This window comes from Thauera sp. GDN1 (assembly GCF_029223545.1).
Taxonomy (GTDB): domain Bacteria; phylum Pseudomonadota; class Gammaproteobacteria; order Burkholderiales; family Rhodocyclaceae; genus Thauera.
The window spans coordinates 2,001,356-2,022,174 of the sequence record NZ_CP097870.1; the positions used below are offsets into that span (position 1 = coordinate 2,001,356).

At 69.9% G+C, this 20,819-nt stretch carries 19 protein-coding genes and 2 tRNA genes; 7 read left to right on the plus strand and 14 right to left on the minus strand.

Going from position 1 to position 20,819, the window contains the following annotated elements; all coding sequences use genetic code 11:
- Positions 1 to 3: 3 nt before the first annotated feature.
- Positions 4 to 984, plus strand: coding sequence for a dihydrofolate reductase family protein (locus CKCBHOJB_RS09135; RefSeq protein ID WP_281048376.1), 981 nt, complete (start codon positions 4 to 6; stop codon positions 982 to 984).
- Here the strand turns inward: CKCBHOJB_RS09135 and CKCBHOJB_RS09140 are convergent.
- The 5 genes from CKCBHOJB_RS09140 to CKCBHOJB_RS09160 form a co-directional block, all read right to left on the minus strand.
- Positions 981 to 1,955: a lysylphosphatidylglycerol synthase transmembrane domain-containing protein gene (locus tag CKCBHOJB_RS09140; RefSeq protein WP_281048377.1), complete on the minus strand. Its 975-nt coding sequence runs from the start codon at positions 1,953 to 1,955 to the stop codon at positions 981 to 983. The two genes, CKCBHOJB_RS09135 and CKCBHOJB_RS09140, sit on opposite strands and share 4 nt — an antisense overlap.
- 131 nt (positions 1,956 to 2,086) lie before the next feature.
- A complete protein-coding gene (locus CKCBHOJB_RS09145; RefSeq protein ID WP_281048378.1) occupies positions 2,087 to 3,034 on the minus strand; it encodes a class I SAM-dependent methyltransferase in 948 nt (315 codons plus the stop codon).
- Between the two features lie 29 nt (positions 3,035 to 3,063).
- Positions 3,064 to 4,140 (minus strand): glycosyltransferase family 4 protein, encoded by a 1,077-nt coding sequence (locus tag CKCBHOJB_RS09150; RefSeq protein WP_281048379.1) that lies wholly within the window; start codon positions 4,138 to 4,140, stop codon positions 3,064 to 3,066.
- A gap of 112 nt (positions 4,141 to 4,252) precedes the next feature.
- Positions 4,253 to 4,651: a 6-carboxytetrahydropterin synthase gene (locus CKCBHOJB_RS09155; RefSeq protein ID WP_281048380.1), complete on the minus strand. Its 399-nt coding sequence runs from the start codon at positions 4,649 to 4,651 to the stop codon at positions 4,253 to 4,255.
- Positions 4,639 to 5,682, minus strand: coding sequence for a zinc-binding alcohol dehydrogenase (locus tag CKCBHOJB_RS09160; RefSeq protein WP_281048381.1), 1,044 nt, complete (start codon positions 5,680 to 5,682; stop codon positions 4,639 to 4,641). The genes CKCBHOJB_RS09155 and CKCBHOJB_RS09160 overlap by 13 nt, the downstream gene beginning before the upstream one ends.
- Before the next feature lie 211 nt (positions 5,683 to 5,893).
- Between CKCBHOJB_RS09160 and CKCBHOJB_RS09165 the strand changes: the two genes are divergently transcribed.
- Together CKCBHOJB_RS09165 and CKCBHOJB_RS09170 are read left to right on the plus strand one after the other, a co-directional pair.
- Positions 5,894 to 6,628 carry a CDP-alcohol phosphatidyltransferase family protein gene (locus CKCBHOJB_RS09165; RefSeq protein ID WP_281048382.1) on the plus strand — a complete coding sequence of 245 codons (735 nt, stop codon included), beginning with the start codon at positions 5,894 to 5,896 and terminating at the stop codon, positions 6,626 to 6,628.
- Between the two features lie 56 nt (positions 6,629 to 6,684).
- Positions 6,685 to 7,311, plus strand: a complete 627-nt coding sequence (locus tag CKCBHOJB_RS09170) for a YceI family protein (protein WP_281048383.1) — start codon at positions 6,685 to 6,687, stop codon at positions 7,309 to 7,311.
- Between the two features lie 52 nt (positions 7,312 to 7,363).
- Here the strand turns inward: CKCBHOJB_RS09170 and moaA are convergent, their stop codons facing one another.
- The gene (gene moaA / locus CKCBHOJB_RS09175) at positions 7,364 to 8,443 is read right to left on the minus strand and encodes a GTP 3',8-cyclase MoaA (protein WP_281048384.1); all 1,080 of its coding nucleotides are present in this window, start codon (positions 8,441 to 8,443) and stop codon (positions 7,364 to 7,366) included.
- A 151-nt stretch (positions 8,444 to 8,594) separates the two neighbouring features.
- Between moaA and CKCBHOJB_RS09180 the strand changes: the two genes are divergently transcribed.
- Positions 8,595 to 11,024 carry an AAA family ATPase gene (locus CKCBHOJB_RS09180; protein WP_281048385.1) on the plus strand — a complete coding sequence of 810 codons (2,430 nt, stop codon included), beginning with the start codon at positions 8,595 to 8,597 and terminating at the stop codon, positions 11,022 to 11,024.
- Between the two features lie 41 nt (positions 11,025 to 11,065).
- Here CKCBHOJB_RS09180 and CKCBHOJB_RS09185 read toward each other — a convergent pair whose 3' ends face one another.
- From CKCBHOJB_RS09185 to CKCBHOJB_RS09205, 5 genes are all read right to left on the minus strand, one after another.
- Complete coding sequence (locus tag CKCBHOJB_RS09185) at positions 11,066 to 11,662, minus strand: Yip1 family protein (protein WP_281048386.1); 597 nt, start codon at positions 11,660 to 11,662, stop codon at positions 11,066 to 11,068.
- Positions 11,663 to 11,894: 232 nt separating this feature from the next.
- Positions 11,895 to 12,512, minus strand: a complete 618-nt coding sequence (locus CKCBHOJB_RS09190) for a DUF2238 domain-containing protein (protein ID WP_281048387.1) — start codon at positions 12,510 to 12,512, stop codon at positions 11,895 to 11,897.
- A 1-nt stretch (position 12,513) separates the two neighbouring features.
- Positions 12,514 to 13,146 carry a hypothetical protein gene (locus tag CKCBHOJB_RS09195; RefSeq protein WP_281048388.1) on the minus strand — a complete coding sequence of 211 codons (633 nt, stop codon included), beginning with the start codon at positions 13,144 to 13,146 and terminating at the stop codon, positions 12,514 to 12,516.
- A gap of 132 nt (positions 13,147 to 13,278) precedes the next feature.
- Positions 13,279 to 14,127 carry an S-formylglutathione hydrolase gene (fghA, locus tag CKCBHOJB_RS09200; RefSeq protein WP_281048389.1) on the minus strand — a complete coding sequence of 283 codons (849 nt, stop codon included), beginning with the start codon at positions 14,125 to 14,127 and terminating at the stop codon, positions 13,279 to 13,281.
- Between the two features lie 15 nt (positions 14,128 to 14,142).
- Entirely contained in the window at positions 14,143 to 15,258 is a 1,116-nt protein-coding gene (locus CKCBHOJB_RS09205) for an S-(hydroxymethyl)glutathione dehydrogenase/class III alcohol dehydrogenase (protein WP_348634835.1), read from the minus strand.
- 150 nt (positions 15,259 to 15,408) lie between these two features.
- Between CKCBHOJB_RS09205 and CKCBHOJB_RS09210 the strand changes: the two genes are divergently transcribed.
- The gene (locus tag CKCBHOJB_RS09210) at positions 15,409 to 16,323 is read left to right on the plus strand and encodes a LysR family transcriptional regulator (RefSeq protein ID WP_281048390.1); all 915 of its coding nucleotides are present in this window, start codon (positions 15,409 to 15,411) and stop codon (positions 16,321 to 16,323) included.
- A 159-nt stretch (positions 16,324 to 16,482) separates the two neighbouring features.
- On the opposite strand, the gene CKCBHOJB_RS09215 is transcribed toward CKCBHOJB_RS09210, so the two are convergent.
- The 3 genes from CKCBHOJB_RS09215 to CKCBHOJB_RS09225 form a co-directional block, all read right to left on the minus strand.
- Positions 16,483 to 16,558, minus strand: a tRNA-Asn gene (locus tag CKCBHOJB_RS09215).
- Between the two features lie 64 nt (positions 16,559 to 16,622).
- A tRNA-Asn gene (locus CKCBHOJB_RS09220) sits at positions 16,623 to 16,698 on the minus strand.
- 97 nt (positions 16,699 to 16,795) lie between these two features.
- Positions 16,796 to 18,004 (minus strand): amino acid aminotransferase, encoded by a 1,209-nt coding sequence (locus CKCBHOJB_RS09225; protein WP_281048391.1) that lies wholly within the window; start codon positions 18,002 to 18,004, stop codon positions 16,796 to 16,798.
- A 151-nt stretch (positions 18,005 to 18,155) separates the two neighbouring features.
- On the opposite strand from CKCBHOJB_RS09225, the gene uvrB reads away from it, so the two are divergent.
- Together uvrB and CKCBHOJB_RS09235 are read left to right on the plus strand one after the other, a co-directional pair.
- Entirely contained in the window at positions 18,156 to 20,243 is a 2,088-nt protein-coding gene (gene uvrB / locus CKCBHOJB_RS09230; protein WP_281048392.1) for an excinuclease ABC subunit UvrB, read from the plus strand.
- A gap of 19 nt (positions 20,244 to 20,262) precedes the next feature.
- Positions 20,263 to 20,736 carry a low molecular weight protein-tyrosine-phosphatase gene (locus tag CKCBHOJB_RS09235; RefSeq protein WP_281048393.1) on the plus strand — a complete coding sequence of 158 codons (474 nt, stop codon included), beginning with the start codon at positions 20,263 to 20,265 and terminating at the stop codon, positions 20,734 to 20,736.
- The last annotated feature ends 83 nt before the right edge of the window (positions 20,737 to 20,819 follow it).

Here is a 20,819-nt window from a genome sequence, read left to right on the forward strand (position 1 = left end):
TGAATGTCGGGAAGACTTCTACCAGATTGGGGCTGGGCCTGCATCCTGCAAGCGCATGGGAGTGATTGGGCCGCGCGGCGCGCGACAAGTTTCATCGTCGACGGCGTCGAGATCGAAATTCAGGCCGGCGGCGCCTGGCGCTGCGCCGCGGGGGTGGCCGCGGACACGGCCGCGCTGCTCGACCTCTTCCTGCCGCTGGTGGCGCAGGCGGGCCCGCTGGTGATCGCCCAGCTCGGGCAGAGCCTTGACGGGCGCATCGCCACCGAGAGCGGCGCGTCGCACTACATCAACGACGTCGAGGCGCGCACGCACCTGCATCGCCTGCGCGCGCTGGTCGATGCGGTGGTGGTGGGCGTGGGCACGGTGAATGCGGACGACCCGCAGCTGACCGTGCGCCATGTGCCCGGCGCCAATCCGCTGCGCGTGGTGCTCGATCCACGGCGGCGGGCGATGGCGCGGGCGCGCGTCTTTTGCGACGGCGCCGCGCCCACGCTGCATCTGGTCGCGGACGATGGGGACGCACCGGCCGCGACGGGCGCTGCGATGCCTTCGTCCGGCGCCGCTTGGGCGCGCCGGCATGACTTGCCGGTGCCCGCGTGCCCGGCGCCTGCCGTGGTCCGTCCCGCGCCGTTGTCTCCCGAGGAAGTCCGGCATTGCGTCCTGCCCTGCGCAGACGGGGGCTTCGAACCTGCGGCGGTGCTGCGCTGGCTGCATGCGGCCGGATACCGGCGGGTGCTGGTGGAAGGCGGCGGCGTGACCGTGTCGCGTTTCCTGCAGGCGGGTGTGCTCGACCGTCTGCATGTGATGGTGGCGCCGCTGCTGTTCGGTTCGGGTCGGCCCGGCCTGGTATTGCCGCCGATCGATACGCTGGGCGAGGCGATCCGTCCGGCCGCGCGGACTTTTGCCTGTGGCGGGGACATGCTGTTCGATCTCGACCTGCGCCGAAGCGCCGGGCAGGGCGCGGACGGCACGGGCGCGCACTAGGGCCGCGGCGCGGCGCGTTCAGTGGGTGGGGCGCGCCGGACCGGGTGGCGGAGCAGCAGCGCGCCCGGCAGGCTCGACAGCAGCACGACCACGCCGTAGGCGATGGAGATCGCCACGCCCTGCGCGGGGTCGAGGCCGGCGGCCGTCCACACCAGGGCGGCTGCGCCCTCGCGGATGCCCCAGCCCGCCACCGACAGCGGGATCGCCATCGCCAGCAGCACCCAGGGCACCAGCGGCGCCGCGGTCGCCGCCGGGGTGTCGATGCCGATCATGCGCATGCAGCACAGATAGACGCCGACATAGCTGGCCACGATCAGCAAGGAGGCGAGCAGCTGGCGCAGGAGCACCTCGCGCGCGAGCAAGGCCTGGTGAACCGCCTGTCCCAGACGGACGAGCTGGCGCCGGCCCCGCCACAGCGCCACGCCGACGAGCACGGGCAGCAGCGCAAGCGCGAGCGGCAAGGACGAGCCCGATCCGCCGGCGGACGAGGCGAACAGCCTTGCGCCCGCCGCCTGCAGTGCGGGCGCAAAGGGCAGCGTCGCCAGCACCACGGCCAGCAAGGCCAGCTGACCCGAGGCGCGCTCGATAATGACCGCATGCCAGGCCGCGATCCCGACCGGTGTCCCGCCTTCCGCCTCGGTCCGGGGGCGACGGGCGTGGCGCCAGGCGCGCGCGGCGTCGCCCATGACGCCGCCGGGCAGGATCTGGTTGAGGAAGGTGGCGACGTAGTATTCGCGCAGCGCCTCGCCGAAGGGGAGCGGCGACCCGAGGCGCGCGGCTGTGAGCCGCCATCGCCAGGCGGACAGGGCGAGCTGGGGAAAGCTCAGGGCCAGCGCCGCCGCCAGCCATGCTGGCTCCGGCGCGGAGAAGGCCGCAGCGAGCGTTCGCGGCTCGAGCCAGAGCAGTATCGCGGCCAGCAGGCCCAGGCTCGCGGCCGGACGCAAGGCCCGCTTCAGTCGGCGCGCGGCCATGGGCGGATGGGTGCCGGTGCGCGGGGCGGCAGCGGGCGAACGCGACGAAGGCTGCGCAGGCGTGGGCAAAGAGGTGGGCAACGTGGTGGGTGAGGGGGTGGGCGAAGACATCCGAGCTTGTGCGCGCCGGTTCAGCGCGCGGGGTGGGGCGGGGTGGCGAACAGGTCGATGTGGCCGACCTCGAGCGTGCTGCCGCCGGCTCCGCCATGAGGACCGCCGCCGGCCTCGCAGTCCGCAATGCGCCGGGCGTGCCACGCCGTGATGCGCGCACGCGCGTCCGGGCGCTGGGCACAGGCGGCGTCGCGCCAGCCGTCGATCAGCGCGCGGGCGAGTGCGGCATGTGCGGGTTCGGCCAGACGAAGCCGCCACGGACTCGCCGCGAGCCGGACCTCGAAGCCGCGCCGCTCCAGGCATGCGGCGAGCGCGGGCGCGGCGTCCGGGCCGAGCGCGGCGCCCAGGCCCTTGTCGCGGCGCTGGTGGGCGTTGAAGGTCGAGCGCACGAAGTCGTCGTCGGCATTGACGAGCGAGGCCTCTGCGGCGCTCGTCGCGGTGCCGGACAGGAAGCGCCAGGTCCCGTCCACGCTCAAGGTCACCAGCACCGCGCTGCCGGTCTCGGCGCAGGCGGCGGCGAGACGCTCGAGCCAGGCGGCCTCCACCAGGTCGAGCAGGGCCGACGCACAGACGAGGTCCGCGCCGGCCAGCGTCGGTGCATCGAGCCGGGCAAGATCCTGGTGGCGCGTCATCACATCGACCGCTGTGCCATCGGCAGCGCGCAACACGGCGCACCCGGCGCGCGCCCGGGCGAGGAGGCCGGCATCGTGATCGATCAGGGTCCAGGCCTGGGGGCCGGGCAGGCGCGGGGCTAGGTGGCAGGGGTTGGCGCCGGCGCCGCTACCCAGGTCGATGAGGCGGAGCGCCTGGCCCGCGGGCGCGGCCGCCAGGCGCTGGCACAGCCAGTCGGCGGCGCGCGCCTCCAGTTCCTGCGCGCGCGCAGCACTGTCCGCCGCCTTGCGCAGGGCGAGCCAGCTCGCGTCGAAGCAGGCATCGGAGTGAGGCTGGGCGTGATCGTTGAGGCTCATCGGATGACTCGTGCGGGCTTGCGGGGCGTTCAGGGCCGGCTCGGGGTGGAGCACGGCGAGCGCTCCAGCGCGGTCAGCACGGCGGCGAACTCGGCGCCGGCGCGCGGCCAGTCGCGCAGCGCCGCGCGTGCCCTGCGGGCGCCGTCGCGCAGGGCGTGGCGGCGCCCGCGGTCCCTGATCAGGGCGGCCAGCGCGTCGGCGAGCGCATCGACGTCGCCGGGCGGGACGGCGAGCCCGGCGCCCGTGGGCAGGGTCTCGGCCAGGGCGCCGCCGGTGGTGGTGAGGACCGGCAGCCCGGCCGAGATCGCCTCGGTCACCACCATGCCGTAGCCCTCGTAGTGCGAGGGCAGCACGAACAGATCGGCGCCGGTGTAGGCCGCCCGCAGGCGCGCGTCGTCGCATTCGCCGTGGAGCCGGATGCGTTCGTCGAGACCGGTTTCGGTGACGAGCGCCGCGAGCGCACGGGCAAAATCCGGATCACGCGTGCGGCTGCCGATGATGTCGCACTGCCAGGACAGCCCGCACACGCGGTGCAAGGCGCGCACCAGCAGGTCCTGGCCCTTGCGCGGGCTGAGGGTGCCGATGCACAGCAGCCGGGGCGGCTCGCCCTCGGCCATGGCCAGCGGCAGCGGCGTCACCCCGGGTTCGACCGTGCGCACACGGGCGGGCTGGAGGCCGAAGTCGGCGATCCGTCGTGCGGTGAAGCGGCTGGTGGTGATCACCTGGCGGACGGCCGCAAGCGCGGCGCGCTCGCTGGCGAGCAGGCAGTGGCGGCGCGCCACGCTCAGCCCGCGTTCGTCGCCGAGCGGGTGGTGCACCAGGGCGACGAGCGCGAGACGGTGGCCGTGGCGGATCGCGACCTCGGGGAGGCCGCCGAGGGCCAGCCCATCGACGATCACCTGGCGTCCGTCGGGCAGTGCGGCGAGGGTGCGCTCGAGGGCGGCGCGCGCGCCCGCATCGTCCTCGGGAAAGCGTCCGGGGAGGCCATGCACATCGACCGTCCACCCCAGCCGGCGCAGCTCGGCGACGATGTGGGCGTCGTACAGATAGCCGCCGGTGCGCTGGCCGGGGTCGCCCGGCACGATGAAGTCGAGGCGCGGCGTCATGCGCTCGACGCCGCTGGGCTTGCGAAGGCGCCGCCCGCGCGACGGGCGGTGTCCTCCCCGGCGGCCCGGGCCGCTGCGCGCAGCGCGTGGTCCGGGGCTGCCGTCGCCTGCATCACAGCGCGCCCTCGTAGCTCGCCCAGGCGATGTGCGATTCGTGCAGGGTGACCTTCAGGCGCTCCAGGCCCTGTGCGCCGCCGCCCAGCCGGCCGTCGCGGATCGCCGCCGCCAGGCGCTCGAAGATTTCCCGCGCCATGAACTCGGTGGTCGTGTTGCGGCCGCGGAAGGCCGGCTCTTCATCGAGGTTGCGGAAGTTGAGTCCGGCGAGCACCGCCTCGAGGGTGTCGCCGGCGAGGCCGATGTCGACCACCAGGCCGTCGGCGTCGAGCTCGCCGCGCTGGAAGCAGGCGTCGACGATGTAGGTGGCGCCGTGCACGCGTTGCGCGGGGCCGAAGATGGCGCCCTGGAAACTGTGGGCGATCATGATGTGGTCGCGGACGGTCAGGCTGTACATGAATCGTCTCCGGAGTTCGTGGTGGGGTCGTCCCGGGTGCCGGCGTCCGGGTAGCGGATGCGTTCGCACAGTGCGCCCGCCGGCTCGAAGGCGAGGCGCTGCATCAGCGCCGGCAGGTCCTGGAAAGCGGTTTCGCCGCTGATCAGCGCATCGAGCCGGGGATCGACGAGCAGGGACAGCGCAAGTTCCATGCGTCGGCGATACGTCCACCGCGGGCTCTTCTGCGGCGGGACGTGACCGACCTGGCTCGACTTGATGCCGAGCCGGCGGGCGTGGAAGGCGCCGCCGAGCGGCACGCTCACCGCCGTGCGCCCGTACCAGCTCATCTCGATGACGGTCGCCTCCTGTCCGGCGAGTTCGAGCGCAGTGGCCAACCCGGCCGGGTGGCCGCTGGCGTGGAAGACGAGATCGCATTCCGCGCCGGCGGCCGCGGGCAGGCGGAAGCCGAGGCCGAGGGCGTCGGCGAGCCGGGCGCGGCCGGGATCGATGTCGATCAGCTCGACTTCGGCGCCGGGAATGCGCGCGCACAGCCACGCGACCAGGCTGCCCACCACGCCGGCGCCGACGACGGCGATGCGGTCGCCCATTCCCGGTGCACCGTCCCAGCACGCGTTGAGCGCGGTTTCCATGTTTGCGGCGAGCACCGCGCGCGCCGGCGGCAGTCCGGGCGGCAGCGGGATGACGGCGCGCGCGGGCACGACATAGCGCGTCTGGTGCGGGTGCAGGCAGAACACCACGCGGCCGCGCAGCGCGGCGGCTTGGGCCCCGGTGCCGTCCTCGACGACGCCAACGCTGATGTAGCCGTACTTCACCGGCCCGGGGAAATCGCCCTCCTGGAAGGGCGCACGCATGCGCTGGTACTCGCTCTCGGGCACCTCGCCGCGGAAGACCAGGCTCTCGGTGCCGCGGCTGACCGCGCCGTATAGACTGCGCACGAGGACTTCGCCCGCAGCGGGCGGGTGCAAGGTCGCGGGGCGCAGTTCGCCATGGCCGGGGCATACGGTCCAGAAGGCGAGATTGGTGTCGGCCATCCTGTGGTCCTCGGATCGAACCCGGCGCGTATGGGGTGCCCGCGCGCCCGGCGGAGTGTCGGCGCCGCCGCGTGGTGGATCGCGCAGCGCTTGTGCGAACCCTTTGCCGCGGCGGATGATCGAAGCGGACATGGTAGCAGGGGCCCGGGATCCGGGGCTGCGGACCGGGCGGCAACGCGGCGAGGGCTGAGGATTGATCGAGGAAGGCGGATTGGCTTCGGGGCGCAGGTCCTTGCCGGTCGCGGTGCTGGAGCTGCTGGCCGCACTCGGAATGCTGCTCGGCCTGTGTGCGCTCGGTGCGACGTTCGTCGCGCTGCCCGGCCGGGCAATGTGGGCGGCCGCTGGCGTGCTGGTGGCGGCGTGCGCGCTGGTGCTGAGCCGATGGCCCGATCCGCGTACCACGCTGGGACCGGCGAACCGGGTCACGCTGGGGCGGGCGGTGCTGGTGGCGCTGGTGGCCGGAACGCTCGCGGCACCGGTGTGGGCGCAGCACCATGCGGCCTGGGTCGCAGTGGTGGCGGGTATCGCGCTCGCCCTCGATGGTGTGGACGGTTGGGTGGCGCGCCGCTGGCGCTGTGCCAGTGCCTTCGGTGCGCGCTTCGACATGGAGCTCGACGCCTTCCTGATCCTGGTGCTGTGCGCGCATCTGCTGTTGATGGGCAAGGCGGGGAGCTGGGTGCTGGTGATCGGGGCGATGCGTTATGGATTCGTCGCCGCGATGCGGGTGTGGCCCTGGCTCGATGGTCCGCTGCCCGAAAGCGGCCGGCGCAAGCTGGTGTGCGTTTGGCAGGTCGCCAGCCTGCTGCTGTGCCTGTTGCCGGTCGTCGATGCGACGTCGGCGGCGGTGCTGCTGGCGGCCGCACTCGGCCTGCTGGCGTGGTCGTTCGCAGTCGATGTGCGCTGGCGCTACGTGAACGGCCGCCCCGAGGGAAAGCGCGGCGGATGAGGTGGTGCGGTGAGTCACGCCCGACCAATCGACGAAGTGCCAAGGAGGAGGACACGATGAACACAAGAACCACCGCTTTTCCCGCCCTGCGCCGGCTGCTGGCCGCGGGTCTGGCCCTGGCCGCGGTCGGTGCGGGCCCGGCCTGGGCCGAGCCACGCACCTACACGATCGATCCGGATCATTTCTCGATCGGTTTCCAGGTCGAGCACCTGGGCTATGCGGACGTGATCGGCATGTTCCTGAAGGGCAGCGGCAGCTTCGTCTATGACGAGGCGACACGCACGCTGTCATCCGGGCGCGTGGTGGTGGCCGCGGACAGCGTGTTCAGCAACCACAAGGCGCGCGACCGGCACGTGCGGGACAGCGATTTCCTCGATGCCGACCGTCATCCCGAGATCGTGTTCGAGGCCACCGCCTTCGAGCTGCTGATGGAGAACGATGGGCGGCTGGACGGACGCCTGAGCGGCAAGCTCACACTGCTCGGCCAGACTCATCCGGTGACGCTGGAGGTGTCGCTGAACAAGGCGGCGACCTACCCATTCGGCCATCGCAAGCACACGCTGGGGGTCTCGGCTCGCACCAGCCTGCTGCGCAGCCAGTGGGGCATGAGCTACGGGGTCGACCGCGGCATGGTCGGCGACGAGGTGCTGCTCAGCTTCGAACTCGAGGCGATGCGCGACTGAAGCCGCGACGAGCGCCGCGTCCGTCCTGGCGACGGCTCGGCGCGGGTGCCGTTCAGCCGCCGATGTAGGACATCTCGATCTTGCGCAGCGCGGCGGTGTCGGCGGTGCGGATCTCGGAGTAGCGGTCCTCGCGCGCCTGCCAGACCTGGGCGATGGCCGCGTCGAGGGCCTCGTCCTCGGCACCGGTGCGCAGCAGGCTGCGCAGGTCGTGACCGTGCTGGGCGAACAGGCAGGTGTAGATCTGGCCTTCGGTGGACAGGCGGATGCGGGTGCAGGTGGAGCAGAAGGCCTGGGTGACCGAGGAGATCACGCCGATCTCGCCGGCGCCGTCCTTGTAGCGCCAGCGCTCGGCGACCTCGCCCTCGTAGTTGGGATCGATGGGTTCGAGCGGGAACAGGCGGTCGATACGGGCGATGACCTCGCGCGAGGGCAGCACCTCGTCCATCTTCCAGCCGTTGGAAGCGCCGACGTCCATGAATTCGATGAAGCGCAGGATGTGGCCGCTGTGGCGGAAGTGCCCGGCCATGGCCTCGATGTCGGAATCGTTGGTGCCGCGCTTGACCACCATGTTGACCTTGATCGGACCCAGGCCCACCGCCCGGGCCGCCTCGATGCCTTCCAGCACGCGGGCGACCGGGTAGTCGGCGTCGTTCATGCGCCGGAACAGGGTGTCGTCGAGCGCGTCCAGACTGACGGTGACGCGGTGCAGCCCGGCGTCCTTGAGCCGGCGCGCCAGCTTGGGCAGCAGCACGCCGTTGGTGGTGAGCGTGATCTCGACGCCGTCGAGCGCGGCCAGCATGCCGATCAGGCGATCGACATCCTTGCGCAGCAGCGGCTCGCCGCCGGTGATGCGGATCTTGCGCACGCCGCGGGCGACGAACAGGCGGGCCACGCGCACGATCTCCTCGAAGCTGAGCAGTTCGCGCCGGGGCAGGAAGGCGTAGTCGTCGCCGAAGACCTCGCGCGGCATGCAATACACGCAGCGGAAGTTGCAGCGGTCGGTGACCGAGATGCGCAGATCGCGCACGCTGCGGCCGCGGCGATCGAACAGCAGTTCGCCGGCGGGCGGGCGCAGCGTCATGTCGGGCGTGGCGATGGCGGACGCAGCCTGCTGGATCGGGATGACTTTCATGTTCGGCGGCGGGTTGGGGTTGGGGGATTATCGATTCGTGGACCGCGCGGCGCAAGGCGAGGTTCGCGCGGGCGGGTTTCTGATCGTGCCCCGGGGCGGGGTGTATCATTGCGCTCCCTGCCGATCCGGCACCAGAAGAAAGATCAACTCCATGGCCGATCTCGTGCCGCTGCCGGCGACGGCATTGCGCAAGCGCTGCGACCCCGCCTGTTTCAGCTTCGAAACCACCGAATCCCTTGTCGATCATGCCGGCGACCTCGGCCAGGAGCGCGCCGTCGAGGCGATCCGCTTCGGTCTCGCGATGGGCCATACCGGCTACCACGTGTTCGTGCTCGGCGATGCCGGCAGCGGCAAGCATGCGACCACCTTCCGTCTGCTGCGCGAGCGTGCGGCGCGCGAGGCGGTGCCGCCCGACCTGTGTTACCTGCACAACTTCGACGAGGCGCTGAAGCCGAAGTTGCTGACTCTGCCCGCCGGGCGCGGCGGTGCGCTGCGGACCTGCATGCAGACCTTCATCCGCGACCTCGGCCCGGCGCTCGGCGCCGCGCTCGACAGCGATGCCCACGTCGAGCGCGTCGAATCCCTGCAGAGTGCGCACAAGGCGCGCGAGGAGGCCGCGCTGCGCGAGCTCGGCCAGGCCTGCAACGCGGAAGGCATCGCGCTGCTGCAGACCCCCGAGGGCTTCGTGTTCGCGCCCACCAAGGATGGCGAGGCGATGTCGCCGGAAGCCTTCGAGGCCCTGCCCGAGGACGCGCGCAAGGCGATCGAGGTGCGCATCGGCGAATGGAGCGACCGCCTCGAGGATCTGCTCAACGACTTCCCCGGCTGGCGAAAGTCGGTGCGCGAGTCGATCGACCGCGCCGAGCGCGAGGTGCTCGGCCCTGCGGTGGCCCACCTGCTGCGCGAGGTGCGCGAGGCGCACGAGGACCTGCCCGAGGTGCTCGCCTTCCTCGATGCGGTCGAGCGCGACGTCATCGACAGCGCGGTGCGCGGCACCATGCTGGAAGAGGAGGACGACGAGGCGCCCGAGCCCGAGGAGAACACCCGCTACCACCGCTACCAGGTCAAGCTGCTGGTGGACCATGCCGCCTCGCAGGGCGCGCCGGTGGTGTTCGAGAACAACCCCGGCTACGGCAACCTCATCGGCCGCATCGAGCACATCGTGCAGCAGGGCAACCAGGTCAGCCACTTCAACCTCATCCGTGCCGGCGCGCTGCATCGCGCCAACGGCGGCTACCTGGTGCTCGACGCCGAGCGCCTGCTGTCGCAGCCCTTCGCCTGGGAAGGCCTCAAGCGCTCCCTGCGCGCGGGCGAGATCCGCATCGAGCCGCCGGCCGAGGCGCAGGGCTGGAGCGGGGCGCTGACGCTGGAGCCGGAGGCGGTGCCGAGCGAGCTGAAGGTGGTGCTGATCGGCGACCGCGAGGTCTACTACCTGCTGATGGAGCACGACCCGGAGTTCGCCGATCTGTTCAAGGTCGCCGCCGACTTCAACGACGACCTGCCGCGCACCCCCGAGAACGAATGCGAGTACGCCCGCCTGATGGCGCTGCTCGCGCGCGGCGCGAAGCTGCTGCCGGTGGCGCGCTGCGGCGTCGCCCGCCTGGTCGAGGAGGCCTCGCGCCTGGCCGAGGACGCCGGCCGCCTGTCGCTCAACACCCGCGCGCTCTCCGACCTGATGCGGGAGGCCGATTTCCACGCCCGTCAGAAGGGCCTGGCCGCCACCGGCCGCGCCGAGGTCGAGGACGCGCTGGCGGCGCGCGCGCGGCGCGCCAACCGCTATCCCACGCGGGTGCTGGAGTCCATCCTCGAAGGCACGACGCTGATTTCCACCGACGGCGAGCGCGCCGGCCAGATCAACGGCCTGGTAGTGATCGAGCTCGCCGGCGAGCACTTCGGCCATCCGGTGCGCATCACCGCCACCGTGCGCATGGGCGAGGGCGACGTGGTCGACATCGAGCGCGAGACCGAGCTCGGCGGCGCGATCCACTCCAAGGGCGTGCTGATCCTGTCCGCCTTCCTAGCCGCGCGCTACGCCCGCCACCAGCCGCTGTCGCTGTCGGCGAGCCTGGTGTTCGAGCAGTCCTACGCGCCGGTCGAGGGCGACTCGGCCTCGCTCGCCGAGCTGTGCGCGCTGCTGTCGGCGCTGACGCAGATTCCGATCCGCCAGCGCTTCGCGATCACCGGCTCGGTGAACCAGTTCGGCGAGGTGCAGGTGATCGGCGGCGTGAACGAGAAGATCGAGGGTTTCTTCGACCTGTGCAAGGCGCGCGGGCTCGACGGATCGCATGGCGTGGTGATCCCCGCCGCCAGCGTGCGCCACCTGATGCTGCGCGAGGACGTGGTCCAGGCGGCGGCCGACGGCCGTTTCCACATCCATGCGGTGCAGACCGTGGACGAGGCGATGACGGTGCTGACCGGCGTCGAGGCTGGCGAGCCGGACGCCAAGGGCGTGATCCCGAAGGGCACGCTCAACCACAAGGTCGCCACCGTACTGGCGGAGATGACGGCGGCGCGCAACGCCCACGCCGACGGCGACGGCTCGGCCGGCTCGCGCCAGCATCGGCGGCGGCACGGGGTGTAGCCGGCGCCCGCCCCGCAGGGCGGGCGCCGCCGGTGAAGGCCTCAGCGCAGGCCGACGATCATGCTCAGCAGCAGGGCGAGCACCACCATCAGCGCCAGCCAGGCGACGACGCCGGTGGTGAGCACGAAGCTGCCCAGCAGCCGCGAGCGCGAATGGTCTTCGAGCTTGAACAGCGGTTCGATGCCGTGATAGATGAGCGCTGCCGAAGCCACCCAGGCCACGGCCATCGCCGCGACGGCGAACCAGGCCGACGGCACGAACAGTGCCAGCGCGCACAGCCACAAGGGTGCCGGTGCCACCGCGGCGAGCATGAAGGCGTCGTGATAGTCGGGGCGTGCGTTCGCGACATCGCCGAGCTGCTGGATGACCGAGGCCATCAGCGGCACCATCACCAGCTGCGCGGCGTAGAAGCAGACGAACAGCAGGGTGGCCTCGAAGCCGGTGATCTGTGGCACCGCAGCGGGGAAGATGGCGCCGGGCGTCACGTACATCGAGTACAGGAACATGGCCGGCGGAATCAGCGACATCGGCATCACGAACATCGTGAACATCCTCGTCACCGACGGGTGGATGCTGATCAGGTCGGACCAGCCTTCGCTGTAGGAGTACAGCATCTTGGGAAGCTTATGCACATGCATGATCGTCTCCTTGTGTCCCGGTTCTCCTCTTCATCACGGTTACGCCCGGTCACGGGCACACCGTGGAAAAGTAGACCAGCACGCGCCGATTTCGTGCCGGTGGTGACGACGATCGATGTTCCTCTGCGGGCAGGTGGCTTCCGTCGGTGCCGACCCGGGTCACCTGCACGCCGATCGGACTCGGCGCCTGCGGTACCCCGCGTTCGGGCAGCGCCGACCCAGCGCACAGCCCCTATCGCGAGACCTTCGTCCGCGTCAGTCGCGCCAGCTGGCGGTCGTGTGTGCCGGCGAGCAGCAACTGCACCAGCATCGCCCCCAGCAGCGCCATCAGCATGTCGGCCTGGGCGTCCCACGGGTCGCCCTGGGTGCCGAGGAACTCCACCGCACCGCCGCCCCAGAATACGGCCGACGCCCACTCGATCAGTTCGTACAGCGCGCTGATGCCGAGGCAGCTCAGCGAGAGCAGCGCGAACAGCCACTTGCCGGGGCGCAGCGGCGAGGTGCGCAGCAGCAGCTCGCGGCCGAGGATGGCCGGGGTCACGCCCTGGAAGAAATGGCCGAAGCGATCGTAGGGGTTGCGCGCGAGATCGAACCAGTCCTGCACCACGAAGCCGATCGGCACGCGCGCATAGGTGTAGGTGCCGCCCAGGATCAGGATCAGCGCGAAGAAGGCGATCAGGCCGTAGGTGAGCGGGGTGAGCGGGAAACGCCGCGCGGTGAGGACGAGGATCGGCAGTGCGATCAGCACCGGCATCACCTCCGCCCACCACACGCCGCGGTCGTGGGGGGCCACGCCCGAGGCGAGGAGGGCGGCGAGGACGAGGATCAGCAGGACGACGCGCAGGCTCATGTCAGCGGATCACTCCGGCTTCCTTCATCGCCTCGACGGTGACCCTGGTCAGTGCCGATACCTGCGCGCCGGCGTCGCCATCGACTTCGGTGCGCGCGCTGCCCGCCCATACCACCGTGCCGCGCCCGAGATCGGTCAGCGTGGTGCTGGAGGACATCTCCTGGCGCTGGCTCACGCCACCGCCGCCGATCGGCAGCGAGACGCCGATGCCGCCGAAGCTGAAACCGCCGCTGCCGCCACCGATGCCGAATCCGACCTGCGGGCCGGGCTGGAACACCGCATGGCTGCCCTGTGCGAGCTTCATGCGTACCACCGCGCTCGCCCCGGTCGCACGCGCGGCATCGTCGATCCGCGCCGGGTCGTTGCCGGCGTCCGCGGGGAGGGTGGCGGCGCCATAGCTGCGCACCACCGCGATGCCCTCGGCGCGCATGCGTTCGGTCCACGCGTCTTCGCACAGCCGGCGCAGGCTGTCGACTGCGGTCTCGCAGGCGACGAACACGCGCGCGCCGGCTGCCAGGCCGTCGTGGAAGCTTCGGTCGAGCCACTGGCTGTCCATGCGCGCGCTCGAGCACCCCGCCACGACCAGGCAGGTGACAAGCGGCAGCGAGTGCGCCTGGATCCGGCTGAGCTTCATGGAACGCCTCCCACGTGATCGGGTGCGGTGCTGGCCTTCGATTCTAACGGGCTACGTTCGATCCGGCGCGAGTCCAGTGCCGAAGCGCGCAAGTTGTGCACGGCCCCCGATCGGGGAGCGGCTTCCGCCTCGCTACCGATCGGCGAGTGCCTGCGCGTGATGGCGCAGGTGGTCGTCGATGAAGCTGGCGATGAAGTAGTAGCTGTGGTCGTAGCCGGGCTGCATGCGCAGCGTCAGCGGATGGCCGGCGGCGTCGGCCGCGGCCTGCAGCGCCTCGGGCTTGAGCTGCTCGACCAGGAAGCCGTCCTTGTCGCCCTGATCGACCAGCAGCGGCAGGCGTTCGGTGGCCTCGGCAAGCAGTGCGCAGGCGTCCCATTGCCGCCAGTGCTCGCGGTCCTCGCCCAGGTAGTGCGACAGGGCCTTCTCGCCCCAGGGGCAGCGCATCGGATTGACGATGGGGGCGAAGGCCGACACCGACCGGTAGCGGCCCGGATTGCGCAGCGCGCACACCAGCGCGCCGTGGCCGCCCATCGAATGGCCGCTGATGCCGCGCCGGTCGGAGGCGGGGAAGTGGGCTTCGATCAGGGCCGGCAGTTCGTGCACCACGTAGTCGTGCATGCGGTAATGGCGCGCCCACGGGGCCCGGGTGGCGTTGACGTAGAAGCCCGCGCCGTGGCCGAAGTCCCAGGCGCCGTCCGGGTCGCCCGGGACGTCCGGCCCCCGCGGGCTGGTGTCGGGGGCGACGAGGATCAGGCCGAGCTCCGCCGCCAGACGCTGGGCTCCCGCCTTCTGCATGAAGTTCTCGTCGGTGCAGGTGAGGCCGGACAGCCAGTACAGTACCGGCAGTTTTTCACCGCTTTCGGCCTGGGGTGGCAGATAGACGGCGAAAGTCATGTCGCAATCCACCGTGCTCGAGCGGTGGCGCAGGCGCTGCAGCCAGCCGCCGAAGCAGCGCTGGGTGCCGAGTGTTTCGAGACTCATGGGCGGCCTCCGTGATCAGAAATGGATGACGGTGCGGATGCTCTTGCCCTCGTGCATCAGGTCGAAGGCCTTGTTGATGTCCTCGAGCGGCATCGTGTGGGTGATGAAGTCGTCGAGCGGGATCTCGCCCTTCTGCGCCTTGTGCACGTAGCTCGGCAGCTCGGTGCGGCCCTTGACGCCGCCGAAGGCGCTGCCGCGCCACACACGGCCGGTCACGAGCTGGAAGGGGCGGGTGCTGATCTCCTGCCCGGCCCCGGCCACGCCGATGATGGTCGATTCGCCCCAGCCCTTGTGGCAGCACTCGAGCGCGGCGCGCATCAGCTTGACGTTGCCCACGCACTCGAAGGAGTAATCCACGCCGCCGTCGGTCAGCTCGACGATCACGTCCTGGATCGGCTTGTCGTAGTCCTTGGAATTGACGAAGTCGGTCGCGCCCAGCTTCTTCGCGATGTCGAACTTCCCCGGGTTGATGTCGACGGCGATGATGCGCGAAGCCTTTGCCATCTTGGCGCCGATGATCGCCGCCAGGCCGATGCCGCCGAGGCCGAAGATGGCGACGGTGGCGCCTTCTTCCACCTTGGCGGTGTTGAGCACCGCACCGATGCCGGTGGTGACGCCGCAGCCGAGCAGGCAGACCTTGTCCAGCGGCGCGTCCTTGTCGATCTTGGCGAGCGAGATCTCCGGCACGACGGTGTATTCGGAGAAGGTCGAGGTGCCCATGTAGTGGTAGATCGGCTGGCCCTGGTAGGAGAAGCGGCTGGTGCCGTCGGGCATCAGGCCCTTGCCCTGGGTGGCGCGCACCGCCTGGCACAGGTTGGTCTTGCCCGACTTGCAGAACTTGCACTCGCGGCATTCGGCGGTGTACAGCGGGATCACATGGTCGCCGACTTCCAGCGAGGTCACGCCTTCGCCCACGGCTTCGACGATGCCGCCGCCTTCGTGGCCGAGGATGGCCGGGAACACGCCTTCGGGGTCGTCGCCGGACAGAGTGTAGGCGTCGGTGTGGCACACGCCGCTGGCGACGATGCGTACCAGGACTTCGCCCTTCCTGGGCGGCTCGACGTCCACTTCGACGATCTGCAGCGGTTGGTTCGGCCCGAAGGCGACGGCGGCGCGGGATTTGATGGTCATGGCAGGAAGACTCCAGAACGGTACGGCGCGGCAGGCGCGCGACAGGGTGCAGTATTCCAAATGTGATTGATCCAAGGAATGAATGCTTTTTGATTTCAGAATTCCGTTGAATGGAATAATGGCGGGATCGTCATGCGCCGGGGGCGTGCAATGCTGAACCGTCTGGAAATGCTGAGGATCTTCTGCGCCGCGGCGGAGGCGCGCAACTTCAAGGAGGCGGCGACGCGGCTCGGGGTGTCGCCGCAGGCGGTGACGCGGGCGGTGAAGGAGCTCGAAGCCCACGTCGGGGAGCTGCTGTTCCACCGCAACACGCGCCACACCCGTATCACCGAATTCGGCGAGCAGTTCGCAGCGCGCGCGCGGCTCGGCCTGCAGGGCGTGGATGCGCTGTTCAGCGCGCGCAGCGAGGTGCGGCAGGAGGCCCTGGCCGGGCTTGTGCGCATCACCGCGCCGCGCGGGCTCGAGCGCGGCTGGCTGGCGCCCGTCCTTGGCGAGCTCTGTGCCGAACACCCCGGCCTGCAACTCGACCTGCGCCTGTCGGACCAGTTCGCCGACGTGGTCGATGAGCAGATCGACATCGGCATCCGCCTGGGCTCGCTGCGCGACAGTCGTTTCGTTGCCAGGGCGGTGGTGCAGGTGCCGTTCCACATCGTCGCTTCGCCCGCCCTGATTGCGCGCTGCGGGGCGCCGCGGAGCCTGCAGGAGCTGGCCGAGCGGCCCTGCACCGTCGCCATCGACCCCAACACCGGCAAGCCCTGGGCCTGGTTCCTCGCCCGCGGCCAGCAATGGCTGCCGCGCGCCCCAGCCTTTGCGACCGACGACACGCGGGCCGAGGCCGACGCGGTGGTGGCGGGAATCGGCTTCGGCCAGCTGACGGCCTTCCTCGCCCAGCCCCACCTGCGTGCGGGGCGCCTGGTCGAGGTGCTGCCGGAGTTGCGACCCGAGCCGTGGAGCCTGTCGGTGTACCGGCCTCAGCGTGGCCCGGTCGCGGCGCGCATCAGGCTGGTGTTCGACCGGCTGGTGGCCCGCCTGCCTGCCGAGGCCGATGTTTATCGGTGCGACTGAGGCGGAGGGGGCGGGGGAGGCGGGCGGTCTCGTCGGACGGCATTCGCGATTGCCGCGTCCTTCTACGGGAACCGGAGCTGTGCGCAGGCACTCGGCTCCACGCGGAGCCGACCGGCAAACGGAAAAAGCCAACCCCGAAGGATTGGCTTTTTCGTGTTTTGGCTCCCCGACCTGGGCTCGAACCAGGGACCTACGGATTAACAGTCCGGCGCTCTACCGACTGAGCTATCGGGGAATTACCTTTTTGCAGCGCATGCTGCGACTCGCTGTTCCTTGGAGAAACACCAAGTCCTGAAACTTGGCTCCCCGACCTGGGCTCGAACCAGGGACCTACGGATTAACAGTCCGGCGCTCTACCGACTGAGCTATCGGGGAACAGAGGCGCGCATTCTAGGCAGGGAACGCGCTTGCGTCAAGGCGAAGGCGGCAATTTTTTGAGGACCGCCGCCTGCGCCCGGACGCGGGAAGAGACTCAGCCCTTGACCACCTGCGCGATCGCCTTGGCGACGTAGCCGATGTTCTTGGAGTTGAGCGCGGCCAGGCAGATGCGGCCGGTCGACACGGCGTAGATGCCGAAGTCCGACTTCAGCTTCTCGACCTGGGTGGCGGTGAGGCCGGTGTAGGAGAACATGCCGCGCTGCTTGATCACGAAGGAGAAGTCCTGCGCCACGCCTTCGGCCTTGAGCTGCTCGACCAGGCCGGTGCGCATGGCGCGGATGCGCTCGCGCATGCCGCCCAGCTCGTCTTCCCACATCTGGCGCAGCTCGGACGAGCTCAGCACCGCAGCGACGATGGCGCCACCGTGGATCGGCGGGTTGGAGTAGTTGGTGCGGATCACGCGCTTGACCTGCGACAGCACACGGCCGGCTTCTTCCTTGCTGGCGGTGACGATGGACAGCGCGCCGACGCGCTCGCCGTAGAGCGAGAAGCTCTTCGAGAACGAGCTCGACACGAAGAACTGCAGGCCGCTGGACGACAGGGCGCGGACGGCGACGGCGTCGGCGTCGATGCCCTCGGCGAAGCCCTGGTAGGCCATGTCGAGGAAGGGGATCAGGCCACGCTCGCGGCACACGGCGACCACTTCGTCCCACTGCGCGTCCGACAGGTCGGCGCCGGTCGGGTTGTGGCAGCACGCGTGCAGGACGATGATCGAGCCCGGTTGCAGGCTGTCGAGCTTGGCCTTCATGCCGGCGAAGTTCACGCCGCGGGTGGCGGCGTCGTAGTAGGGGTAGTTCTCGACCGGGAAGCCGGCGGACTCGAACAGCGCGCGGTGGTTCTCCCAGCTCGGGTCGGAGATGTACACCGTGGCGCCGGGCACCAGGCGCTTGAGGTAGTCGGCGCCGACCTTGAGCGCGCCGGTGCCGCCGAGGGCCTCGATGGTGACGGTCTGGCCGCTGGTGGCGAGCTGCGAGTCCTTGCCGAACAGGAGGCCCTGGACCGCGTTGTTGTAGGCGGCGGGACCTTCGATCGGCTGGTAGCCGCGCGGCGGCATGGCTTCGAGGCGGGCCTTCTCGGCGGCGCGGACGGCGGCGAGCAGCGGGATCTTGCCGTTGTCGTCGTAGTACACGCCGACGCCGAGGTTGACCTTCTCGGCGCGGGTGTCGGCGGCGAAGGCCTCGTTCAGGCCAAGGATCGGGTCACGGGGCGCCATCTCGACGGCGGCGAAGATCGAAGCGGACATGAGGACTCCAGTCGTTCCAGTAGGGCAGCGGTAGATGCGCGTGGCGGGAACGGACTTGCGCCGTGCCTTGTCACGCGATTTGGGAAATAATCGACGTTTTCGTCCGGTGCCGCCGTGTGGCGACGCACCGGAATGGAACAGGAATTTTAGCATGACGAGTCAAGGCAATAGCGGCGCAAACGATGCACCGCAGCAAGGCGGGACGGTGATCTCCTTCGAGGGCAGCCCCTTCCGCCTGCACCAGCCTTTTCCGCCCGCCGGCGACCAGCCCGAGGCGATCCGCCTGCTGTGCGAAGGGTTGGAGGACGGCCTGATGTACCAGACCCTGCTCGGCGTGACCGGCTCGGGCAAGACCTACACCATGGCCAACGTCATCGCCCGCATGGGGCGGCCGGCGCTGGTGCTGGCGCCGAACAAGACACTCGCTGCGCAGCTCTACGCCGAGTTCAAGGAGTTCCTGCCCGAGAACGCGGTCGAGTATTTCGTCAGCTACTACGACTACTACCAGCCCGAGGCCTACGTGCCCTCGCGCGACCTCTTCATCGAGAAGGATTCGTCGATCAACGAGCACATCGAGCAGATGCGGCTGTCGGCGACGAAGAGCCTGATGGAGCGCCGCGACGTGGTGATCGTGGCGACGGTGTCGTGCATTTACGGCATCGGCGACCCGGTCGACTACCACGCCATGATCCTGCACCTGCGCGAGGGCGAGCGCATGGCGCACCGCGACCTCATCCAGCGCCTGGTGGCGATGCAGTACACCCGCGCCGACATCGACTTCCGCCGCGGCACCTTCCGCGTGCGCGGCGACGTGATCGATGTCTTCCCCGCGGAAAACGCCGAGCTCGCGGTGCGCATCGAGATGTTCGACGACGAGATCGAGCACCTGACGCTGTTCGATCCGCTCACCGGGCATCTGAAGCACAAGCTGGCGCGCTTCACCGTGTATCCGTCCAGCCACTACGTCACCCCGCGCGCCACCGTGCTGCAGGCGATCGAGGCGATCAAGGAAGAGCTGAAGGAGCGCATCGCCTTCTTCCAGCGCGAGGGCAAGCTGGTGGAGGCGCAGCGCATCGAGCAGCGCACCCGCTTCGACCTCGAGATGTTGAACGAGATGGGCTTCTGCAAGGGCATCGAGAACTACTCGCGCCATCTGTCGGGTCGCGGTCCGGGCGAGCCGCCGCCGACCCTGATCGACTACCTGCCGCAGGACGCGCTGCTGTTCATCGACGAGTCGCACGTCGCCATCGGCCAGGTCGGCGGCATGTACAAGGGCGACCGCTCGCGCAAGGAGAACCTGGTCGGCTACGGCTTCCGCCTGCCCTCCGCGCTGGACAACCGGCCGCTCAAGTTCGACGAGTTCGAGCGCCTGATGCCGCAGACCGTGTTCGTCTCCGCCACGCCGGCGAAGTACGAGGAGGAGCACCAGGGCCAGGTGGTGGAACAGGTGGTGCGCCCGACCGGCCTGATCGACCCGCTGGTCGAGGTGCGCCCGGCGATGACGCAGGTGGATGACCTGCTCGGCGAGATCAAGAAGCGCCTGGCGGTGAACGAGCGCGTGCTGGTCACCGTGCTCACCAAGCGCATGGCCGAGGACCTGACCGACTATTTGGCCGACAACGGCATCCGCGTGCGCTACCTGCACTCGGACATCGACACCGTCGAGCGGGTGGAGATCATCCGCGACCTGCGCCTGGGCGAGTTCGACGTGCTGGTGGGCATCAACCTGCTGCGCGAGGGCCTGGACATTCCCGAGGTGTCGCTGGTGGCGATCCTGGATGCGGACAAGGAGGGCTTCCTGCGCTCGGAGCGTTCGCTGATCCAGACCATCGGCCGCGCCGCGCGCCACCTGCACGGCACTGCCATCCTCTACGCCGACCGCATCACCGATTCGATGAAGGCGGCGATCGGCGAGACCGAGCGCCGCCGCCAGAAGCAGATCGCCTTCAACGAGGCCAACGGCATCGTGCCGAAGTCGGTGACGAAGCGCATCAAGGACATCATCGACGGGGTCTATGATGCGGATGGGGCCAGGCGCGACGTGGCGCGCGTGGCCGAGAAGGGCGCCGACTATGCGGTGATGGACGAGAAGGCGCTGGCGCGGGCGATCAAGCGCCTGGAAAAGGAGATGCAGGAACACGCCCGCAATCTGGAGTTCGAAAAGGCCGCTGCAGCGCGCGACGAGTTGTTCAAGCTTCGTCAGCGCGCGTTTGGCGCAGACCAGCACGGCAGTGTCTGATGATCAGGGGAGAGGGAAGATGACGAGAGTCCTGTTCGTGTGCACCGGAAACATCTGCAGGTCGCCCACCGCGGAAGGCGTGGCGCGCCATCTGATCGCGACCGCAGGGCTGGGCGATCGGGTCGAGGTCGATTCCGCCGGGACGCATGGTTACCACGTCGGCGAGGCGCCCGATCCGCGCACGCAGAAGGCGGCCAGGCTGCGCGGCTACGATCTGTCCGGGCTGCGCGCACGCAAGCTGGAGGTGCGCGATTTCCAGGAATTCGACCTGTTGCTGGCGATGGATCGCGGGCATCTGGAATCCATGCGGCGGCTGTGTCCGCCTGTGTACCAGCCGCGCCTGCGCCTGTTCATGGCGTTCGACGGCTCGGGGCAGTTCGAGGATGAAGTGCCGGATCCCTATTACGGTGGCCCGCGCGGCTTCGATCTGGTGCTCGACATGTGCGAGCACGGCGTTCGGGGCTTGCTGGAAACGGTGTCGGTGCGGGCGTAGGACCCGGTTTTCCGGGGACGCCGCTACATACTGCGGAAACGAGAAAGGCCATCCCGAGGGATGGCCTTTCTCATCGGTGACGC

Coding starts and splice junctions, on each gene's coding strand:
- CKCBHOJB_RS09135 (WP_281048376.1), top strand. CDS start 4: ATGTCGGGAAGACTTCTACCAGATTGGGGCTGGGCCTGCATCCTGCAA.
- CKCBHOJB_RS09140 (WP_281048377.1), bottom strand. CDS start 1,955: ATGGCCGCGCGCCGACTGAAGCGGGCCTTGCGTCCGGCCGCGAGCCTG.
- CKCBHOJB_RS09145 (WP_281048378.1), bottom strand. CDS start 3,034: ATGAGCCTCAACGATCACGCCCAGCCTCACTCCGATGCCTGCTTCGAC.
- CKCBHOJB_RS09150 (WP_281048379.1), bottom strand. CDS start 4,140: ATGACGCCGCGCCTCGACTTCATCGTGCCGGGCGACCCCGGCCAGCGC.
- CKCBHOJB_RS09155 (WP_281048380.1), bottom strand. CDS start 4,651: ATGTACAGCCTGACCGTCCGCGACCACATCATGATCGCCCACAGTTTC.
- CKCBHOJB_RS09160 (WP_281048381.1), bottom strand. CDS start 5,682: ATGGCCGACACCAATCTCGCCTTCTGGACCGTATGCCCCGGCCATGGC.
- CKCBHOJB_RS09170 (WP_281048383.1), top strand. CDS start 6,685: ATGAACACAAGAACCACCGCTTTTCCCGCCCTGCGCCGGCTGCTGGCC.
- moaA (WP_281048384.1), bottom strand. CDS start 8,443: ATGAAAGTCATCCCGATCCAGCAGGCTGCGTCCGCCATCGCCACGCCC.
- CKCBHOJB_RS09180 (WP_281048385.1), top strand. CDS start 8,595: ATGGCCGATCTCGTGCCGCTGCCGGCGACGGCATTGCGCAAGCGCTGC.
- CKCBHOJB_RS09185 (WP_281048386.1), bottom strand. CDS start 11,662: ATGCATGTGCATAAGCTTCCCAAGATGCTGTACTCCTACAGCGAAGGC.
- CKCBHOJB_RS09190 (WP_281048387.1), bottom strand. CDS start 12,512: ATGAGCCTGCGCGTCGTCCTGCTGATCCTCGTCCTCGCCGCCCTCCTC.
- CKCBHOJB_RS09195 (WP_281048388.1), bottom strand. CDS start 13,146: ATGAAGCTCAGCCGGATCCAGGCGCACTCGCTGCCGCTTGTCACCTGC.
- fghA (WP_281048389.1), bottom strand. CDS start 14,127: ATGAGTCTCGAAACACTCGGCACCCAGCGCTGCTTCGGCGGCTGGCTG.
- CKCBHOJB_RS09205 (WP_348634835.1), bottom strand. CDS start 15,258: ATGACCATCAAATCCCGCGCCGCCGTCGCCTTCGGGCCGAACCAACCG.
- CKCBHOJB_RS09210 (WP_281048390.1), top strand. CDS start 15,409: ATGCTGAACCGTCTGGAAATGCTGAGGATCTTCTGCGCCGCGGCGGAG.
- CKCBHOJB_RS09225 (WP_281048391.1), bottom strand. CDS start 18,004: ATGTCCGCTTCGATCTTCGCCGCCGTCGAGATGGCGCCCCGTGACCCG.
- uvrB (WP_281048392.1), top strand. CDS start 18,156: ATGACGAGTCAAGGCAATAGCGGCGCAAACGATGCACCGCAGCAAGGC.
- CKCBHOJB_RS09235 (WP_281048393.1), top strand. CDS start 20,263: ATGACGAGAGTCCTGTTCGTGTGCACCGGAAACATCTGCAGGTCGCCC.